Genomic DNA, 18554 nt, shown 5'->3' on the forward strand with positions numbered 1-18554 from the left:
ATAAAGCTCCGCGGGGCGTCCCCGGTCCAACCTCATCGGTGTGGTCGTTCCTCCCCAGGTCCCACCCAAGGAATGCGGACGGGACGCCCCGCGGCCTCGTGTACGGGGGCTCGCATCGACAGCGACGTCGAGGCGGGCCCCCGTCGCTTCGCCCGGCGGACGGCCCCCGCCGACCACCCCGGGCATGATCGTCGGGACCGGGTATCCTGGTCCGGTTGTCCGCGTCCGGCCGGGTCCCCCCGGAACCGGCGTGGGCCACGACGCAGACCTCCTGCCACGGAAGGACCGTGGCCGCTTAGCCCACAGGAGGTGAGCACGTCTTGCGTCATTACGAAGTAATGGTGATCCTCGACCCCAGTCTCGAGGAGCGCACCGTCGCCCCGTCGCTCGACACGTACCTGAACGTGATCCGGACCGCGGGTGGCTCGGTGGAGAAGACCGACGTGTGGGGCCGCCGGCGCCTCGCGTACGAGATCAACAAGAAGGCCGAAGGCATCTACGCCGTCGTCGACCTGCAGGCGACGCCCGCGGCGGTGGCCGAGCTGGACCGTCAGCTGCGGCTCAACGAGTCCGTGCTGCGCACCAAGGTCATCCGGCCGGAGATGCGCTAAAAGCATTCAACCCGGTTCACCCGGATCAGCCTCATCGGCACTGTCGGAGGGCTCTGAGAGCCTGTACGGCAGAACAGATGAGTGCGCGAGGAGATGGTCATGGCAGGAGACACCACCATCACGGTCATCGGCAACCTGACCGATGACCCCGAGTTGCGGTTCACCCCCTCCGGTGCGGCGGTCGCCAAGTTCCGGGTCGCTTCGACGCCCCGGTTCATGGACAAGGCCTCCGGCGAGTGGAAGGACGGCGAGCCGCTCTTCCTGGCGTGCACCGTGTGGCGGCAGGCGGCGGAGCACGTCGCCGAGTCGCTCCAGCGGGGCGCCCGCGTGATCGTCTCGGGCCGGCTGCGTCAGCGGTCGTACGAGACGCGCGAGGGCGAGAAGCGCACCGTCATCGAGCTCGAGGTCGACGAGATCGGCCCGTCGCTGCGCTACGCCACGGCGAAGGTGCAGAAGATGTCCCGCTCCGGCGGCGGTGGCGGCGGCTTCGGCGGCGGTGGTGGAGGTGGCCAGGGCGGCGGCGGAGGCAACTTCGACGACCCCTGGGCCTCGGCTGCACCGGCACCCTCGCGCGGTGGTTCGGGTGGCGGCAACTTCGACGAGGAGCCCCCGTTCTAATGGCGCCGAGCGCCCGCGATCGCAAACCAGGAGCACGAGCAATGGCCAAGGCCGCTGCACTTCGCAAACCGAAGAAGAAGGTGAACCCGCTCGACAAGGACGGGATCACCTACATCGATTACAAGGACACCGCGCTGCTGCGCAAGTTCATCTCCGACCGCGGCAAGATCCGCGCTAGGCGGGTGACCGGCGTGACCTCGCAGCAGCAGCGGCAGATCGCCCGTGCGGTCAAGAACGCCCGTGAGATGGCGCTCCTGCCGTACACGGCCACGGCCCGCTGAGAGGAGGCACCGATATGAAGATCATCCTGACTCAGGAGGTGTCCGGCCTCGGTGCCCCGGGCGACATCGTCGAGGTCAAGAACGGCTACGGCCGTAACTACCTGCTGCCGCAGGGCTTCGCGATCGCCTGGACCAAGGGTGCGGAGAAGCAGGTCACGGTCATCAAGCGGGCCCGTTCGGCCCGGGAGATCCGCGACCTCGGCCACGCCAACGAGGTCAAGGGCCAGCTCGAGGGCCTCAAGGTCAACCTGAAGGCCCGCGCCGGCGACGGCGGTCGGCTCTTCGGCTCGGTCACCCCGACCGAGATCGTCGACGCCGTCAAGGCCGCCGGTGGCCCGGTCCTCGACCGTCGTCGGCTGGAGCTGTCCGGTCCGATCAAGTCGACCGGCTCCTACCCGGTGCAGATCAAGCTGCACCCCGAGGTGACCGCCAAGTTCGACCTCAACGTCGTCCAGGGCTGACACCTCACCCCGCACCACGACACAGGGCCCGCACCGACCGGTGCGGGCCCTGTGCGTCGTACGGCCGCTCGTGCCGCTTCCCGGCGGGCCCTGACCGTCACCGGCCCGGGGTGCCAACCTCGACCGCTCAGCCGATCGGCTGCCCGGTCACCGCGCTGATCATCACCGTGGACAGGCCGCCGCCGACCACCGCCGCCGCCAGTGCGACGCTGGCCGAACGCCACGTCGTACCGACCCGGCGCAGCAGCAGCGCCACGACCAGGCTGCTGGCCAGCGCCAACCCGAAGCGCGGCAGGCCCGACGCCACCGAGCCGAGCGCCCGCGACCTCGGTGAGTCGCAACCTCCTCCGCTGATGTCCGTGACGCACCCCGCCGGCACCTGCCCGTCCAGCGTCAGCAACCAGACGAAGATCAGCACCGCCGGCACCAGATAGCAGGCGACCGTGTAGAGCAGCGACCGCCACGGTCCACCCGGATCGGGATCGAGCAGGTCGTCCTCGATGCGGCGGCTCCGGACCCCCGAACGGGCGGTCCCGGACGATCGTCGTACGGCTGCCCCAGCGGCACCGGCCGGCTGCGCCGCCCTCGCCGTCGGTGCCGCCACCCGCCTTCGCGGCGCGGTGTAGGGCGCGACCGGTGACCGGGGTGCCGCCGCCGACGGACCCGCCCACCGGGGATCGTCGCCCGCCAGGCGCGTGCCGGACCAGAAGCCCTCCTCGCGGTCCTCGCGCCCCGGCCAGGGCCAGCCCTCCGCCGGGGTGCCGGAACCGGGCGCGGTCCGGTCCCATCCCCCGCCGTCGGCATACCGCTCCCACTGGCCGGTGTCGTCGGTGCGGTCCCACCGACCGGTGTCGTCGGACCGGTCCCAGCGGTCGGGGTCCGCGTGCTCCCAGCGGTCGACCTCCCCGGCCGAACGCCACGCATGCACACCCGAGGCGTCCCACGTGTGCACACCAGAGGCATCCCACGCGTGCGCACCCGACGCGTCCCACGCGTCCACGGTCGGAGTGCGGGAGGGCGGGATCTCGGGCGCGTCGGAAAGCGCTCCCCGGTCCCAGGGATCGGTGGTGGGTCGGTCCTCCGCCGCCCACCGATCCCGGCGGGCCTCCCGGTCCGGTACGGGCCCGGCCGCCTCCGCCTCTTCCAGCCCGGACCAGACGACCTGCGGGGGGTGCGACGGCGAGCGCCTCGGCCGGCTCGGCGGTGCCGCTCCCGAGACGGGATCGTCCTCGGCCCGCCGGCGCCCGGAGTAGCCCCGCTCCCGCAGGTGGTCGAACGTCCACTCCCCGGTGTGCTCCGACTCCGCCGCCGCGCCGTACGCCGGAGCCGTACGCCAGCTCGTCTCGCTGACCCGGCGCCAACTGCTCGTGGTCTCGGTGGTCCGCCAAGCGGCACCGGAAGACGGTCGGTCGGCCTCGACCCCCACCTCGTCGTCGGGCGCGGCGTGTCGTCCGCCACCGTCCGCGCTGCGGATTCCCGACTCCAGCGCCCAGCGGGGCAGGTAGCTGTCGACCGGCTCCCCCTGGCCGCGTTCGGCGGCCCGCCGCCGGCTCGGCGTGCGGTGCCGAGCGGGTGCGCGCTCGTAGGGACCGGCCGGTGCGGGGTCGGCGGGATCGTGCCAGGGGGCTACCGGCCGTCGCTCGCGCGGCACATCCTCCCCGCGTCCCCAGTCCCGGTTACTCACGGCGGGAGCGTGACCCTTCTCAACCGATGGCGCAATCCGCTGTCCAGGTGTAGCCGTTCGCTGGAGATAGTACGGGACGTTCGACCGGGCAGTTCGACCGAAAACTTGTCGTCCACAGGCTGGGGATTGCGTTTCCGCAGTTCACGGCCCTGCGACGGAGAATTCCCCAGTCGTTGTCCACAGGTTGTGCACATCCTGCGCACATGCTCGTCCCCCGGCGTCCACAGGTTGTCCCGAGGCTCGTCCACCGACGTGGTTGAGGGGCTGACCTCGGGTTCCGTATGGTTGGCCCCCGACCGGCCGTGCGATGACCCCCGATCGACCGGCAGGTCGAGGTTGTCGTACCCCGGCGATACGGCTGGATCCGGATCCGACGCAGTGGAGGGGGAACCCGTGTCGGTCACCGACGACATGCGGGCGGACTCGCGAGCGGGTGGGGGGCAGGCGTCCCCGCCGCCGCAGCGCGACGGCCAGTTCGACAAGACCCCGCCCCAGGACGTCGCCGCCGAGCAGTGCGTGCTCGGCGGCATGCTGCTGTCCAAGGACGCCATCGCCGACGTCGTCGAGATCCTGAAGACCAACGACTTCTACCGGCCGGTGCACGCCACCATCTTCGACACCATCCTGGAGATCTACGGCCGCGGCGAGCCGGCCGACTCCATCACCGTGGCGGCGGCCCTGGCCGACTCCGGCGATCTCGTACGCATCGGCGGCGCCCCCTACCTGCACACGCTGATCGCCAGCGTGCCCACCGCCGCGAACGCGGCGTACTACGCCCGGATCGTCAGCGAGCGGGCGGTCCTGCGGCGCCTCGTCGAGGCCGGGACCAAGATCGTGCAACTGGGCTACGGCACGAGCCAGGGCGGCAGCCGCGACGTCGACGACATCGTGGACCTCGCCCAGCAGGCGGTCTACGACGTCACGGAGCGCCGCGTCAGCGAGGACTTCGCCGTACTCGCCGACATGCTCCAGCCGACGCTGGACGAGATCGAGGCGGTGGGCGCCCAGGGCGGCGTCATGACCGGCGTCCCCACCGGCTTCACCGACCTGGACCGGCTGCTCAACGGCCTGCACGCGGGGCAGCTCGTGATCGTTGCCGGACGCCCCGGTTTGGGAAAGGCGCTCGCGCTGGACACCCCGCTTCCCACGCCGACAGGCTGGACAACGATGGGGGACGTCAAGATTGGCGACGAGTTGCTCAGCGCTGACGGCCTGCCGACGAAGGTCACCGCCGCGTTCGAGGTACGGCACGACCGACCGTGCTACGAGGTCGAGTTCTCCGACGGCTCGGTGATCGTTGCCGACGGCGAACACCTGTGGAAGACCACTACGCGGGCGAGTCGCCGCGCGGCCCCCGCCCGCCGGAGCAACCACTGGTCTCCCGAAGCCATCGAACGACTACACCGGGCCGCCGCACGCGCCACGCCCAGCGACGATGTCACGATCGCGGAGTTGGCCGCCGTACTCGGCCCGGAGTTCACGCACACCGCTCAACGGGTGGCGCATGACATCGCTGACGAGTCGCCCGTCGTCATGCGCAGGCGCCCGCGTGTGCGCCCGGCCAGGGCGTATCCGGCCCGCCGCCTCTACCGCCAGTTGCTGGATCGCGTCGAGCAGTGGTCGGAGAGCCTGGCGGCGGCGGAGTTGCACGACGTGGTGACGACGGAGCAGATACGAGCGACCCTGCGTACGAACACGGCCGACCGACGACTCAATCATGCGGTCGAGAACGCCGCCGCACTCCGCCTTCCGGAACGCGAACTCCCGCTTGCGCCGTACACGCTCGGCGTCTGGCTCGGCGACGGCCACTCGGCGGAAGGAAGGGTCACCACCGTCGACCCGGAGATTCTGGCCGGAATCGAGTCCGACGGCTTCGAGGTCAGGCCTTCGGGGCCGATGGTCTACACCATTCGTCCGCCGCGGCTGCCCGCGATCCCCGACCGTGAATGCGTCGTCTGCCACGCGGTCTTCACGCCTCGTGGCCCGGCGGTCCACACCTGCGGCCAGTCGTGCGGGGGCCGGTCGAAGGGACTCGTCCCTGCGGCACGGCGCGAAGGTTGCGCCCACTGCGGGAGAGTGGACGCCAGCGCCTGGAACGCAAGTCGCAGGTGCCGTGACTGCCACAAGCGTTACGGCTCCTTCCGTGGTTACCTGCGGGCGGCCGGGGTGTTGGGCGACAAGCACATCCCCGCCGCGTACCTGCGGGCCTCGGAGGCGCAGCGGCGAGCGCTGCTGGCCGGGCTGCTCGACACCGACGGCACCGTGACCGTCAGCGGGAACGTGCAGTTCACCACGACGTCCCCCCGCCTCGCCGAGGACGTGCACGAGTTGGTCGTCAGTCTCGGATACCGCTGCTCGATCAGTCGGAAGGCCGTCGAGGGGCGCACCGCGGAAAGCTCGATCGCCTTCAACTTGAACTTCACGACGAGGGACGAAGTGTTCCACCTGCCCCGCAAGCGGGAGGCGCACCGGCTGCGGCGCCGCAGCGAGAGCAACTCCCGGACGGACAGCCGTTTCATCGTCGACGTCCGACCTGTGCCGAGCGTGCCGGTCCGGTGCGTCACGGTGGACAATCCGGAGCACCTCTACCTAGCGGGTCGGGCGATGATCCCGACACACAACAGCACCGCGAGCATGGACTTCGCGCGCAACGCCGCGATTCGGGCAAATCAGGCGTCGGCCATCTTCTCGCTGGAGATGAGCAAGGTCGAGATCGTCATGCGGCTGCTGTCGGCCGAGGCGCGCGTGCCCCTGCACGTCCTGCGCAGCGGCCAGCTCTCCGACGACGACTGGACCAAGCTCGCCCGCTGCATGGGCGAGATCAGCGAGGCGCCGCTCTTCGTCGACGACACGCCGAGCATGAACCTGATGGAGATCCGGGCCAAGGCGCGCCGGCTCAAGCAGCGGCACGACCTCAAGCTGATCGTGGTCGACTATCTCCAGCTGATGACCTCTCCGAAGCGCACCGAGAGTCGGCAGCAGGAGGTCGCGGACCTCTCCCGTGGCCTCAAGCTGCTCGCCAAGGAGGTCGAGTGCCCGGTGATCGCGGTGAGTCAGCTGAACCGTGGCCCGGAGCAGCGCACCGACAAGCGACCGCAGCTGTCCGACTTGCGTGAAAGTGGATCAATTGAGCAGGATGCCGACGTTGTCATCCTGCTGCACCGTGACGACTACTACGACAAGGAGTCACCGCGGGCCGGGGAGGCGGATTTCATTGTTGCCAAGCACAGAAATGGTCCGACCGATACGGTGACGGTGGCCGCGCAACTCCACCTGTCGCGCTTCGTGGACATGGCAATCGTCTGAGGACGGTCGCGCCTCCGCCCCGGGAGAGGGAACCGGTCAGCCCAGAGCAGCGGGAACCTGTCAGCCCAGCAGTGGGAACCAGCCGGCGACCTCGCCGAGTTCGAGCTGGTCGCGGTCGGTGAGTGGCAGTCGGCCGGCGGCCTTGAGCAGGTACTCCGCGTCGCTCCAGGCGGCCGGTCGGACGGCGTCGTCGCTGAGCAGGCCGTCCATGGTGGTGACGGCGACGCCCGTGGCGAGCACGCCGGGCAGGGGTGCGTCGGGCAGGTCGAGGACCAGGTCCAGGTGGTGCACGACGGCCTCGGTGGTCAGGGTGGCGAGCAGGTCCGGCACCCGCAGCACGTGCCCCTGGGTGGTGACGTGGCCGTCGGGGTCGGCCGCGCCGGCGGCGCGTACGGCGGCGGGGGCGGTGTCGGTCCAGAGCCGGACGATGGCGCCGGGCCGGTCGAAGGCGGCGGCGGAGCGGCGGGCCCACCAGGCGTGCCGTGCGTCGTCGCCGTCCTCGTCCTCGCCGGGCGGGATCGCGCGCCAGTAGCTCACGTCGTCCACGTCGGGCGGGCCGTCGGCGGGGCTGGCCAGGGCGACGAGGGCCCGTTGGGCGTCGCAGAGCACGTGGAACAGCAGGTCTGCGACGAGCCAGCCCCGGCACCGGGTGGGCCGTTGCAGGTCGGCGTCGTCGAGGTCGGCGACGACCCGGGTGATCCCGTCGTACGCCTGCGCCAGCGGATAGTGCAGCGTGTGCGGCGTCATGGGGGCAGCGTCGCACGACGGCCGTCGTGCGGCACGGCGAGCGGCGCGGAACCACGGGTGACCGGGCCGGTCGAGGCACCGGCCCGGTCGACGAGGTGGCTCAGCCGAACATCTCGTCCAGGAAGCTCTTGTGCTTCTTGCGCTTGTAGTGCCCGTGGTAGCCGTGGTGCTGCTGACCGTGGCCGTAGGCGGGGGCCGGCGGGTAGCCGTGCACCGGCGGGGGCGGCGGCGGGACGGCGCCGTAGCCCGGCTGGTGCGGGGCGGGGGCGGGCGGCGGCGGGGGCGGCGGGGGCGCGTAACCGCCCTGCTGGTGGCTCGGCTGGCCGGGGTAGCCGCCCTGCTGCTGGGTGGGCTGCGCCGGGGCCGCACCGCCCTGCTGGCGGTTCCAGTTGGCCTCCGCCTCGAACAGCTTCTCCAGCTCGCCGCGGTCGAGGAAGATCCCCCGGCACTCGCCGCACTGGTCGATGACGACGCCGCTGCGTTCGTACTGGCGCATTTCTCCGTGACACTTGGGACAGGTCAGGCTCATCCTCCGACCGTACCCGGTCCGGTCATGCGGTCGCGGTCAGCGCTTGCGTGACTTCGGAGTCGGAAACCTCGTGGAAGTCCTCGTAGTAGGCGCTCACCGCCATGAACTCCGGCGGGTGCTGGGCGCAGACGACCTGGTCGGCCTCGGCGGCCAGCATCTCGTACGCCTCCTGCGAGCCGACGGGGACGGCCACCACGACCCGGCGGGCGCCGAGGTGGCGGGCGACCTGGACGGCGGCGCGGGCGGTGGCACCGGTGGCGAGGCCGTCGTCGACGATCACGGCCGTGCGGCCGGTCAGGTCGAGCGGCGGCCGGCCGGCGCGGTAGAGCCGCTCGCGGCGTTCCAACTCGGCCTGCTCGCGGCGGACGACCTCGGCGACGTCGCCCTCGGTGAGCCGGCTGGCCACGACGTCGTTGAGGACCCGCACGCCGCCGGGGCCGAGCGCGCCGAAGGCCACCTCGGGTGCCCACGGCATGCCGAGTTTGCGGACGACGAGCACGTCCATGGGCGCGCCGAGACGCTCGGCGACCACCCGGGCGACGGGCACGCCGCCGCGTACCAGCCCGAGCACGATGACGTCGGGTTCACCGATGAGGGCGGTGAGCCGGTCGGCGAGCGTCCGGCCCGCCTCTTCGCGGTCGCGGTAGGTGGTCATGCCTCAGGTCTACGCCGTGTCGCCGGTCTCCGCCCGCCAGTTCGCGGAAACCGGGGGGCGCAGGGCGGGGGCCCACGCCAGGAGGGCGAGCGGGTAGAGCAGGTAGCCGAAGCGGGTCGTGGGCATCAGCAGGATCGCGGCGAGCAGACCGTACCCGCAGGTCAGGGCGGTGGCGACGGCGGTGCGGGGCGGGCGGCGGGCGAGCCGGACGGCGATGGCCAGCCCGGCGGCGAGCAGCAGGGCGGCGGCGACGGCGCGGCCGGCGGGCAGCGCGGTGGCGATCAGGTGGCCGGGGAACGGGGATTGCGCGGGGCTGGTGACCAGGCCGTGCCCGAGCGGGAAGCGGAGCACGTTCTCGACCAGTGCGTCGCGGTCGACGAGGAGGGCCGGCAGCAGGGCGGCGGCGGGCAGGCCGATCGCGCCCGCGGCGACCCGCAGTCCGGCGCGTCGGGTCAGGCCCCAGATGATCAGTACGAGGGCGACCGGCCAGGCGAAGAGCTTGAGTGCCCCGGCCAGGCCGACGGCGAGGCCGGCCCGGCCCGGTCGGCCGGCGGCGGCGAGGGCGAGGGCGAGCAGGCAGAGCGCGAGTACGGGCAGGTCGTCGCCGCCGGTGGTCAGGGTGAGTGCGCAGATCGGGAGGACCGTGGCGGCTTGTACGCCGCGCAGGAGGGCGGCCCGGGTGTGGTCGTCGGCGGCTCGGCGCGCGCCGCGGGTGAGGGCGCGGACCGCCAGGGCGAGGGCCAGCGCGGTGCCGACGGCGAACCAGACGCGGGCGTCGGTCCACCAGGCGTCGACGGCGGCCCGGGGCAGCCCGAACAGGGCCATTCCCGGCTGGTAGGGGGTGTAGCCGAGCAGTTGTCCGTCGGGTGGCAGTGCGGCGATCGCGTCGTGCCCGAGATACGGGGTGCCGGTGTCGACCAGCCGCTGGCCGGACTCCTCGACGACCAGCACCTCCTCCTGCGCCCGGTCGGTGCGTCCGCCGGCCCGTTGGATGCTCTGCCAGGCCAGCGGCAGCAGGGCGGTGGCGAACCAGGCGAAGCCGGTGACGGCCCAGCGGGCCCGCAGCCCGGCTGGCGGCGAGGCGGGGTCGCGGCGGCGGGCCAGGAGCTGGCCGGTCGCGGCGAGGGCGGCGAGGAGGTAGCCGACGGCGGCGACGGCGCCCCAGGCGCGGTGCGGGACCAGGGTGGAGGTGGCGGCGGTGATCGCGGCGAACGCGGCCGACGCGGCGTACAGGCCGAGGTCGAGGGCGAGTCCGCCGGCGGCGGAGTCGAGGCGCTGCCAGCCGGGGCGGCGGGTGGTCGGGGCGGCGGTCACGCGGGCCAGTCTGGCAGCAGGCGCGTGCCGCCGGGTCAGGTGGGCAGCTGGCGCGTGCCGCCGCGTCAGGCGGGCAGGTGGCGGTCGGTTCGGCCGCGCCCGCCCTGCCGGCGGCCGGGGGCGAACCGGATGACGGCTCCCGCATCGTGCAGTGGGGGCGCGAGCGTGCCGGGGCTGCCCCCGGAGCCGCGCCGGAACGCCGCGAGGAGGGTGCCGGCGGGCATCGGCCGGGCGAAGAGGTGTCCCTGGCCGGCCGTGCAGCCCAGCTCCCAGAGGGCCCGGCGCTGCGGCTCGCTCTCCACGCCCTCGGCCACCACCTCGAGCCCGAGGCTGCGTCCGAGGTCGAGGGTGGAGCGGATGACGGCGGCGGCCTCGGCGGAGCTTTCCATGGCGGTCACGAAGCTGCGGTCGATCTTCAGCTCGTGCACGGGGATGCGGGAGAGCAGCGACAGGGAGGAGTAGCCGGTGCCGAAGTCGTCGAGCGCCAGGCGGACGCCCTCGTCGCGCAGCCGGCTGAGCACCCGGTCGACCACGTCGAGCTGGCTGAGGGTGAGCGTCTCGGTCAGCTCGAGGACCAGCCGGTCGGGGGGCAGGTCGTGGGCCCGTAGGCGGGCCAGCACGGAGCCGGGGAAGCGGGCGTCGAGGAGGCTGCGCGGCGACACGTTGACCGCCACCGGCACGTCGAAGCCGGCGTCGCGCCAGCTGCCCGCCGCGATGAGGGCCTGGTCGAGGATCGCCTCGGCGAAGGCGGGGAGCAGGCCCGAGCGTTCCACGGCCTCCAGGAAGCGCAGCGGGTCGATCATGCCGTGGGTGGGGTGGTGCCAGCGGGCGAGGGCCTCCGCGCCGGTGACCCGGCCGGTGCCCAGGTCGACGATGGGCTGGAAGTTGACGGTGAACTCGTGGTCGGCGACGGCGCGCGGCAGTTCGCCGCCGAGGGTGAGCCGGCCGAGGTCGGCGGTGTCGCGGGTCGGGGCGTACGTCGAGGTGCGCTGACCGGCCCGCTTGGCCTGGTACATCGCGACGTCGGCGCGGCGCAGCAGCTCCGGCATGCCGCCGGTGGCGGGTGCGGCGGCGATCCCGCCGCTGGCCTCGACGCTGATCCGCATGCCGTCGAGGTCGAACGGTTCGTGCAGCGCGGCGAGCAGGGTCTCCGCGCGGTGTGCGGCCACCGCCGGGGCCGGCAGACCCCGCAGGAGTACGGCGAACTCGTCGCCGCCGAGGCGGGCCACCAGGTCGCCGTCCTGGGCGGCGCCGCTCAGCCGCTCGGCGACCTGCACCAGCACCTGGTCGCCGGCGGCGTGCCCGAGGGTGTCGTTGACCTCCTTGAAGTGGTTGAGGTCGATCAGCACCAGGGCGGTCACGCCGTCGGCGTGGCGGGTGCCGAGGTGTTCGCTGCCCTGGTCGAGCAGGTGCCGGCGGTTGGCGAGCCCGGTCAGTGCGTCGTGGGTGGCGGCGTACGCGTGTTCGTCGGCGACGCGGGCCAGCTCGGCGTACGCCTGCGCGTTGCGGACGGCGGTGCAGAGCGCCGAGGCGAAGGTGCGCAGCGTGTACTGCTCCCGCTCGGAGAGGGCCACGGGACCACGGAACCGCAGTCGCAGGATGCCCACGTCGACCGTCCGGTCGTGCCCTTCCAGCGGGGCGGGGACCACGGTGCCGTCCGCCGGGGTCGGCTCGCCGGCGGGCCCGTCGTACGTGATGGCGACCGCGCCGCCGCGCACGGTCCGGCCGCCGTCGCGCAGCTCGATCTCCACCTCGTCGGCGGAGAACAGCTCGGCGGCCTGGGTGACGGCGGTGGTGAGGACCTTGTCCAGGTCGACCACGTTCAGCGCGTCGGTGGTGCGGGCGAGGCGCTGCCACGCCTGCTGCTCGGTGCGGGCCTTGACCCGGTTGGAGTAGAGCAGGTGGAGGCTGAGCACCAGGGGCGGCACCGCGAGCAGGAGCCGGGGGTCCGCGTGGAGGATGAACAGCGTGGTGACGATGAGGACGAAGCGCGCCAGCGCGCTGGTCAGGCGCAGCCCGAGGTCCTCGCGGAAGAGCTGCCGGAGCCGGGTGCCGGTGGCGAGTGCGATGACCGGGAGGGTCAGCAGCTCGTCGAGGATCACCGCGACGGCGTAGGCGAGGCCGATCGGGCCGAGGACCTGCCAGAGGTCGGTGATCGGCGGTGACCCGCCGGCGGCGTGCAGGGCTGTCCCGCCGCCCACCGCCAGGAGCATGGTCTTGGCCACTCCGAACGCGGCCTTCAGCGGCGGGAGCTTGGCGAAGTACTGGGCCATCGCCGCTCCGATCCCGGTGGTCAGGATGACCAGGGGGGTCGGAGCGACCGCCAGGCTCAGGATGATGGCGGTCTCGCTCCAGGAGATCGCGTGCACCGTCGCGCGGATCCGGATCCGCCACTTGATCGTCATGCCCAGGAAGGCCAGGCAGATCAGGGCGAGGGAGAGGGGCAGGTGATTACGGGACCAGTCCAGCCGGGTCAGCTCGCGCAGGCACAGGGCGGCCGCGATGGCGGCCACAACGCAGACGAGGCCGACGTGCAGCGTGAGCCGCCGCTCGGCCTCTGTCTTGCCCACGTCCGGTCGTGTCACCGCGTCCCGACTGCTCTCGCCTGCGAAGCACGCCAAGATTACCCGCGGTCACGCGCCAGCCACAATGCTCAGTTCCACTCGTGTGCCGACATCGCTATCCCTCCCCGGTCTCGCGTTGGCCCTTGCGCCGCTGTGTTCCGCGACGCCGACAGCCTAAGTGCGGTTCGGCCAATTATGGAGGGATATATGTAACTATGGGCAATGGATGAGAAGCGCGCCCGCTGGCGTGACTTTCTGCTTCTGGGCGGGAACTCAGTGCTGTGTTTCTATCGACTTCCGGTTAACGCTAGATAATGGACCGGTGGAGGCCTTCACGGCATCGGACACGACGGTGCAGTTTGCAGCGGGAGGCGGCTGCGGCACCGGCCCGTGGGCCGGCCCCCGGGCGCGTCGGGTGGCCGAGGCACCGCTTCCGCGCCGGTACGCCCCGTCCGCCGGGCAGATCCGTCGGCGTGGCCACCCGCCCACGGGCCCGGGCGTCGTCACGGAATGACAGGGAGCAAGATGCACTCCGTACGTTGCCCGTCGCCGCCGGATCGCCCGGCAGTGGGTAATTCCCCGCCGGCGATGATCGCTTCTCGGGTCGGTGAAGGGCCAATGACGTCACGCGGTTACCGGACGACATCCCGGTCCAGCGTCGCGCTGGGGAGGACGACTATCGGACCGGCCCGTGGAAGCGGGGTGGAAACGGTCGTGGCGCAACGAGCCGGAAACGCGTTCCCTCTCCCGGTCAATTCGCGACAGGACGGTGTCACCCGCCGGATAGGCTCGCGACCGTGACCGATCCCGCGCAGCTCACCCATGTCGATCCGGCGGGCGCGGCCCGCATGGTCGACGTCTCCCCGAAGGCGGTCACCGGCCGCCTGGCCGTCGCCGCCGGCCGGCTCCGCACCACCAGAGAGGTCGTCGAGCTACTGCGCCGCGACGGGCTGCCGAAGGGCGACGCGCTGGCGGTCGGCCGCCTCGCCGGCATCATGGGCGCGAAGCGCACCCCCGAGCTGATCCCGCTCTGCCACCCCATCGCCCTGCACGGCGTCACGGTCGACCTGACCCTCACCGACGACACCGTCGAGATCACCGCCACCGCGCGGACGGCCGACCGCACGGGCGTGGAGATGGAGGCGCTGACGGCGGTGGCCGTCGCCGGGCTGGCGCTGATCGACATGGTCAAGGCGGTCGACCCGGCGGCCAGCGTCGACGCGGTCCGGGTGCTGCGCAAGGAGGGCGGCAAGACCGGCCTGTGGGTGCGCCCGCAGGAGCGGTCGTGATCCGCGCGCGGGTGGTCGTGGCGTCGAACCGGGCCGCCGCCGGTGTGTACGCGGACACCAGCGGCCCCCTGCTCGTGGCCGGTCTGCGCGACCTCGGCTGCGAGGTGGACGGGCCGGTGGTGGTGCCCGACGGCGAGCCCGTGGGCGAGGCGCTGCGGGCCGCCCTGGCCGACGGGATCGACGTCGTGCTGACCAGCGGCGGCACGGGGATCAACCCCTCCGACCGCACGCCCGAGGTGACCCGGGCGCTGCTCGACCACGAGGTCCCCGGCATCGCCGAGGCGATCCGGGCGCACAGCCGCCACAAGGTCCCCGCCGCCGCGCTCTCCCGGGGGCTCGCCGGCGTCGTCGGCCGGATGCTGGTGGTCAACCTGCCCGGCTCGACCGGCGGGGCCAGGGACGGTCTCGCCGTACTCGGGCCGATCCTCAGCCACGCCGTCGACCAGCTCCGCGGCGGCGACCACTGACGACCGGCCCGGCCCACGGCCAACCGGTGGGCGCGGTGCCGCTGACGGCGCGAGCGGGGCGCCCCACCGTTAGGCTCGGCCGGTGAGCACGGAAACCGTACCGGCCGCCGAGCCGGTCAGCGCGCCCCCGCCCGCCGGCTGGGAGGAGGCCCGGTCCCGGGTGTACGCCGTCGGCCTGGCCGCCGCGCTGCCCGCCGTCAGCCGGCCGCTCGCCGAGACCGACGGGCACACCCTCGCCGAGCCGCTGGCCACCCGTACGGACCTGCCCGCCTTTCCCACCTCCAGCGTCGACGGCTGGGCGGTGCGGGGTGCCGGTCCGTGGCGGCCGGTCGGGCGGGTGCTGGCGGGCGGCACCCCCGCCCCGCTGGCCGACGACGGGACGACCGTCGAGATCGCCACGGGCGCGATGGTGCCGGAGGGCGCCACGGCCGTGCTGCGGGTGGAGGAGTCCCGCCGTACGCCGGAGGGGCTCGTCGACGGCACGCCCCGGCCGGCGCCGGAGTGGCGGGAGCCGGGCGAGGAGGCGTACGCCGGGGAGGAACTCGTGCCCGCCGGCACGCCGGTGGACCCGGCGGTGATCGGCCTGGCTGCCTCCTGCGGGCACGACCGGCTGTTGGTACGGCGCCAACCCCGCGCCGCGCTGCTGGTCTTCGGCGACGAACTGCTGACCGCCGGCCCGCCCGGCGCCGGGCGGGTGCGCGACGCGCTCGGGCCGGCGGTGCCGGCGTGGCTGCGCCGCTACGGCTGCCTCGTCCGCCCCTCGGACGTGGTGGGCCCGGTTGCGGACACGCTCCCCGCGCACGTGGCGGCGCTGCGCGCCGCGCTGGGCACCGCCGACCTGGTGTGCACGACCGGCGGCACGATGCACGGGCCGGTCGACCACCTGCATCCGGCGCTGGAGGCGCTCGGCGCCGACTACGTGGTCAACACGGTGGCGGTGCGGCCCGGTTTCCCGATGCTGCTGGCGCGGCTGGCCGACGCCGACGGCCGGGTCCGGTTCGTCGCCGGGCTGCCCGGCAACCCGCAGTCGGCCATCGTCGCCCTGGTCTCGCTGGTCGCTCCGCTGCTGGCCGGCCTGGCGGGCCGCCCGATGCCGGTGCTGCCGCACGTCACGCTCGCCGAGCCGGTGCGCGGCCGGGGCGCGTACACGCACCTGGCGCTGGTGCGGGTGGACCGGACCGCCGGCACCGCCCAGCCGGTCCGGCACGTCGGCTCGGCGATGCTGCGCGGGCTGGCCGGCGCCGACGGGTTCGCCGTCATCCGCCCCGGCACCTCCGGCGAGCCGGGCGACCGGGTGCCGGTCGTACCGCTGCCGCTGCTGCCCGGGGAGCGTGCGTGGTGACCGCGCCGACGGCCGACGCGTCGGGCCGGCCCGTGGCCCGACAGCCCGCGACGTTCGGTGAGGTCACCGAGCGGCCGCTCGACCTCGCCGCGCACGAGGCGGCGGTCGCGGACCGCCGGGCCGGCGCGGTGGTCTCGTTCCAGGGGGTGGTCCGCGACCACGACCACGGCCGTGCGGTGACCAGCCTGGAGTACGAGGGCCACCCGAGCGCCGAGCGGATCCTGCGCGAGGTGGCGGCCGAGGTGGCCGCCGACCCGGACGTGTACGCGGTCGCGGTGTCGCACCGGGTCGGCCCGCTCGCCATCGGCGACGTGGCCCTGGTGGCGGCCGTCAGCACCGCCCACCGGGCCGCCGCGTTCGCGGCCTGCGCCCGGCTGGTCGACGAGGTCAAGGCGCGGCTGCCGATCTGGAAGCGGCAGGTCTTCGCCGACGGCACCGAGGAGTGGGTGAACTGCCCCTGAGTGGGGCGGCTCCATCCCGTCAGCGGCGGACGCCCGGCACGGCCTGGCGGCCGAACCGGTCGCCGTAGAAGGCCGGCTCGGCGCCGGGGCGCCACGGCAGCGCGGCGACCAGCAGGATCAGGGCCAGCGCCAGCGAGTTCTCCATCAGGGCGCCGAAGAGGCCGTCCTGGTAGTGCGACACCTCGGGGAGCTGGTGCTCGTACGGCCAGATCGGGGAGATCAGGAAGAGCAGGTAGAGCCCGATCGCGGCGGCGCCGTGCCGTAGCCCGGTCAGCGTCGGGTACCAGATCGGTGGGCGCAGCCCGGTCACCCCCGGCGGGCCGCCGTAACCGCTCTGACCGGACCGCTGGGCCAGCCCACGACTGGCGTCGCGGCGGCGTACGGCGGCGTCGGCGAGCACGATGATCGCCGGGATCACCCAGACCAGGTGGTGCGTCCAGGAGATCGGGCTGATCACGTTGGCGGTGAGGCCGACCAGGGTGAACGCGGTCAGCTCGTCGCCGTCGGCGCGGGCGTTGACGGCCCGGGAGAGGCCGACCGCCAGCATCAGCACCGAGAACGCCAGCCAGAGCAGGCCGGGCGTCTCGATCGAGTCGTACAGGCGGGCCAGCAGCCCCGCCAGCGACTGGTTGGGCGTCATGTCGGCGGCCCCGACCCGCTCGGTCTGCCAGAGCACGCCGCCGAAGTAGGCGCGCGACTCCGTGCCGACGACCGCGAAGGAGCCGAGGGTCACGGCGATCACCGTGCCGATGGCGGTGGTGGCGGCGCGCCACTGCCGCGTGATCATCAGGTAGGCGATGAACAGCGCCGGGGTCAGCTTGACCGCCGTGGCCAGGCCGATGCCCACGCCGGCCCAGGCGCCGCTGTAGACGAAGCGCAGCAGCGGTCCGTCGCTCGGGGCGATGTGGGTGCCCCGGCGCGACCGCCAGCGCAGGCCGATCAGGTCGGCCATGATCAGGGCGAAGAGGAGCAGGTTCACCTGGCCGTAGCCGAGGGTCTCCCGGGCCGGCTCGATGGCGACCGCCAGCGGCGTCGCGAGGCCCACGGTGAACCAGAGGGGCCAGCCCAGCCGGTCGACGATCGGGCGGAGCAGCCCGGCCAGCACGACGGCCAGGGCCGCGACGCTGGCGAGCGCGTTGACGATGCCGGCCAGCTCGACCGGCAGGTGCGCCATCGGGAGCATCACCAGGCCGCCGAACGGCGGGTAGGTGAAGCCCAGGGTGGTGCCGGGTGCGATGAACTCGTAGAGCTCGTGACCGCTCGCCCACCACACCACCGCGCCGTGGTAGATCTTCATGTCGAAGAAGTTGTACGGCCGCCCGAAAGCACCGATGGCGAGCCATGCGGCATAGGCGACGGCGGCCACGATGCCGGTCCGTACGACTGTCCTACGATCGATCCCACGCGTTACGCGGCGGACTGGGGCGAGGCGGTCCACCCGTCTTCCGACGGTCGCCGGCATGGCGTGGCCACCCCCGTACCAAGGTCGTCCTACCCGTCCAGGTCCTGCACGGAGCCTAGAACGGCGCCTCACGTTAATGCCTCCCGCGTTATGCGACCGTGTCCGATCCCACACATGTTTTTGACATTTCCACCGCGTTAACGCCTGTCGGGTGGTTCAGGTGATTCGCGGCGTTGACACGTGAGGGGTCGGCCGGGGGAGGTATCGACGCAGGTCAGCCGGGCAGTCGTCGGGCCGTCGCTGCCGATCGTACGGCGATCCGGGCCTCCCTGCGGGCGGTACGGACGGCTCGCTGCACGGAACGTCGGGAGTGGCCGATCCGGTGACCCGTCCGCCAGCGCAGCCCCGGCTTGCCGCCGGTGTCCGCCGAGGCGAGCAGCAGTCCGCCGAGGAGGCCGAGGTTCTTCAGGAAGTGGATCTGGTTGTTGTGCCGCGTCGTCGGGTCGTCGTTGTTCCAGAAGGGATGCCCGGCGAGGGTCACCGGGACCAGCGTGCCGGCGAGGACGAGCGCCGCAGGCCGGGCGAACCGGCCGGTGGCGAGCATCAGCCCGGCGCCCACCTGCACCGCCGCGTTGGCGCGGATCAGCGTCTCAGTGTCGGTGGGGATGCGGGGATCGGCCTTCTCCAGCAGCGGGGTCACCCGGTCCGTCACGGGCTTCGCGGCCGGGACCAGCCGTCCGGGGTTGCGGAGGTTGGTGAACCCGCTGACCACGAAGATGCCGCTCAGCATGGCGCGGGCGAGGGAACGCACGGGTTTCATGGG

General features: G+C 73.0%; 17 protein-coding genes. 9 read left to right on the forward strand and 8 right to left on the reverse strand.

Annotated elements, in window-relative coordinates:
* Positions 1 to 320: 320 nt before the first annotated feature.
* The 4 genes from rpsF (at position 321) to rplI (ending at position 1971) form a co-directional block, all read left to right on the forward strand.
* Entirely contained in the window at positions 321 to 611 is a 291-nt protein-coding gene (gene rpsF, locus GA0070610_RS28075; protein WP_074315517.1) for a 30S ribosomal protein S6, read from the forward strand.
* 81 nt (positions 612 to 692) lie between these two features.
* Positions 693 to 1229, forward strand: a complete 537-nt coding sequence (locus GA0070610_RS28080) for a single-stranded DNA-binding protein (RefSeq protein WP_172896610.1) — start codon at positions 693 to 695, stop codon at positions 1227 to 1229.
* 41 nt (positions 1230 to 1270) lie between these two features.
* Positions 1271 to 1510: a 30S ribosomal protein S18 gene (rpsR, locus tag GA0070610_RS28085; RefSeq protein ID WP_007073789.1), complete on the forward strand. Its 240-nt coding sequence runs from the start codon at positions 1271 to 1273 to the stop codon at positions 1508 to 1510.
* A 14-nt stretch (positions 1511 to 1524) separates the two neighbouring features.
* On the forward strand, positions 1525 to 1971 hold the full coding sequence (gene rplI, locus GA0070610_RS28090) for a 50S ribosomal protein L9 (RefSeq protein WP_089002825.1): 447 nt from the start codon (positions 1525 to 1527) through the stop codon (positions 1969 to 1971).
* Positions 1972 to 2098: 127 nt separating this feature from the next.
* Here the strand turns inward: rplI and GA0070610_RS28095 are convergent, their stop codons facing one another.
* Positions 2099 to 3655, reverse strand: coding sequence for a hypothetical protein (locus GA0070610_RS28095; RefSeq protein ID WP_089002826.1), 1557 nt, complete (start codon positions 3653 to 3655; stop codon positions 2099 to 2101).
* A 378-nt stretch (positions 3656 to 4033) separates the two neighbouring features.
* On the opposite strand from GA0070610_RS28095, the gene dnaB reads away from it, so the two are divergent.
* Positions 4034 to 6961 carry a replicative DNA helicase gene (gene dnaB / locus GA0070610_RS28100; RefSeq protein WP_231926253.1) on the forward strand — a complete coding sequence of 976 codons (2928 nt, stop codon included), beginning with the start codon at positions 4034 to 4036 and terminating at the stop codon, positions 6959 to 6961.
* 60 nt (positions 6962 to 7021) lie between these two features.
* Here the strand turns inward: dnaB and GA0070610_RS28105 are convergent, their stop codons facing one another.
* The 5 genes from GA0070610_RS28105 to GA0070610_RS28125 all read right to left on the reverse strand — a co-directional run bounded on the left by GA0070610_RS28105 (position 7022) and on the right by GA0070610_RS28125 (position 12776).
* A complete protein-coding gene (locus tag GA0070610_RS28105; protein WP_089002828.1) occupies positions 7022 to 7708 on the reverse strand; it encodes a maleylpyruvate isomerase N-terminal domain-containing protein in 687 nt (228 codons plus the stop codon).
* Between the two features lie 100 nt (positions 7709 to 7808).
* Positions 7809 to 8237 carry a TFIIB-type zinc ribbon-containing protein gene (locus GA0070610_RS28110; RefSeq protein ID WP_089002829.1) on the reverse strand — a complete coding sequence of 143 codons (429 nt, stop codon included), beginning with the start codon at positions 8235 to 8237 and terminating at the stop codon, positions 7809 to 7811.
* A 22-nt stretch (positions 8238 to 8259) separates the two neighbouring features.
* The gene (locus tag GA0070610_RS28115; RefSeq protein WP_089002830.1) at positions 8260 to 8892 is read right to left on the reverse strand and encodes a phosphoribosyltransferase; all 633 of its coding nucleotides are present in this window, start codon (positions 8890 to 8892) and stop codon (positions 8260 to 8262) included.
* 9 nt (positions 8893 to 8901) lie between these two features.
* A complete protein-coding gene (locus tag GA0070610_RS28120) occupies positions 8902 to 10206 on the reverse strand; it encodes a glycosyltransferase 87 family protein (protein WP_089002831.1) in 1305 nt (434 codons plus the stop codon).
* Positions 10207 to 10271: 65 nt separating this feature from the next.
* Entirely contained in the window at positions 10272 to 12776 is a 2505-nt protein-coding gene (locus GA0070610_RS28125) for a putative bifunctional diguanylate cyclase/phosphodiesterase (RefSeq protein WP_392567276.1), read from the reverse strand.
* Positions 12777 to 13567: 791 nt separating this feature from the next.
* Between GA0070610_RS28125 and moaC the strand changes: the two genes are divergently transcribed.
* The 4 genes from moaC to GA0070610_RS28145 all read left to right on the forward strand — a co-directional run bounded on the left by moaC (position 13568) and on the right by GA0070610_RS28145 (position 16329).
* Complete coding sequence (gene moaC, locus GA0070610_RS28130; protein WP_089002832.1) at positions 13568 to 14059, forward strand: cyclic pyranopterin monophosphate synthase MoaC; 492 nt, start codon at positions 13568 to 13570, stop codon at positions 14057 to 14059.
* Positions 14056 to 14526 (forward strand): MogA/MoaB family molybdenum cofactor biosynthesis protein, encoded by a 471-nt coding sequence (locus GA0070610_RS28135; protein WP_089002833.1) that lies wholly within the window; start codon positions 14056 to 14058, stop codon positions 14524 to 14526. Before moaC ends, GA0070610_RS28135 begins: the two co-directional genes overlap by 4 nt.
* An 82-nt stretch (positions 14527 to 14608) precedes the next feature.
* A complete protein-coding gene (locus tag GA0070610_RS28140; protein WP_089002834.1) occupies positions 14609 to 15868 on the forward strand; it encodes a molybdopterin molybdotransferase MoeA in 1260 nt (419 codons plus the stop codon).
* 32 nt (positions 15869 to 15900) lie between these two features.
* Positions 15901 to 16329, forward strand: a complete 429-nt coding sequence (locus GA0070610_RS28145; RefSeq protein ID WP_089003787.1) for a molybdenum cofactor biosynthesis protein MoaE — start codon at positions 15901 to 15903, stop codon at positions 16327 to 16329.
* A 19-nt stretch (positions 16330 to 16348) separates the two neighbouring features.
* On the opposite strand, the gene GA0070610_RS28150 is transcribed toward GA0070610_RS28145, so the two are convergent.
* Entirely contained in the window at positions 16349 to 17791 is a 1443-nt protein-coding gene (locus GA0070610_RS28150; protein WP_089002835.1) for a glycosyltransferase 87 family protein, read from the reverse strand.
* Between the two features lie 214 nt (positions 17792 to 18005).
* Positions 18006 to 18551: a DoxX family protein gene (locus tag GA0070610_RS28155; RefSeq protein WP_089002836.1), complete on the reverse strand. Its 546-nt coding sequence runs from the start codon at positions 18549 to 18551 to the stop codon at positions 18006 to 18008.
* Between the last annotated feature and the right edge of the window lie 3 nt (positions 18552 to 18554).

The organism is Micromonospora echinofusca, assembly GCF_900091445.1.
In the GTDB taxonomy this organism is placed as follows: domain Bacteria; phylum Actinomycetota; class Actinomycetes; order Mycobacteriales; family Micromonosporaceae; genus Micromonospora; species Micromonospora echinofusca.

What these genes read in the sequence shown, in the direction of transcription:
- rpsR (WP_007073789.1), top strand. Translation starts at nt 1,271, where the DNA reads ATGGCCAAGGCCGCTGCACTTCGCAAACCGAAGAAGAAGGTGAACCCG.
- rplI (WP_089002825.1), top strand. Translation starts at nt 1,525, where the DNA reads ATGAAGATCATCCTGACTCAGGAGGTGTCCGGCCTCGGTGCCCCGGGC.
- GA0070610_RS28105 (WP_089002828.1), bottom strand. Translation starts at nt 7,708, where the DNA reads ATGACGCCGCACACGCTGCACTATCCGCTGGCGCAGGCGTACGACGGG.
- GA0070610_RS28110 (WP_089002829.1), bottom strand. Translation starts at nt 8,237, where the DNA reads ATGAGCCTGACCTGTCCCAAGTGTCACGGAGAAATGCGCCAGTACGAA.
- GA0070610_RS28115 (WP_089002830.1), bottom strand. Translation starts at nt 8,892, where the DNA reads ATGACCACCTACCGCGACCGCGAAGAGGCGGGCCGGACGCTCGCCGAC.
- GA0070610_RS28150 (WP_089002835.1), bottom strand. Translation starts at nt 17,791, where the DNA reads ATGCCGGCGACCGTCGGAAGACGGGTGGACCGCCTCGCCCCAGTCCGC.
- GA0070610_RS28155 (WP_089002836.1), bottom strand. Translation starts at nt 18,551, where the DNA reads ATGAAACCCGTGCGTTCCCTCGCCCGCGCCATGCTGAGCGGCATCTTC.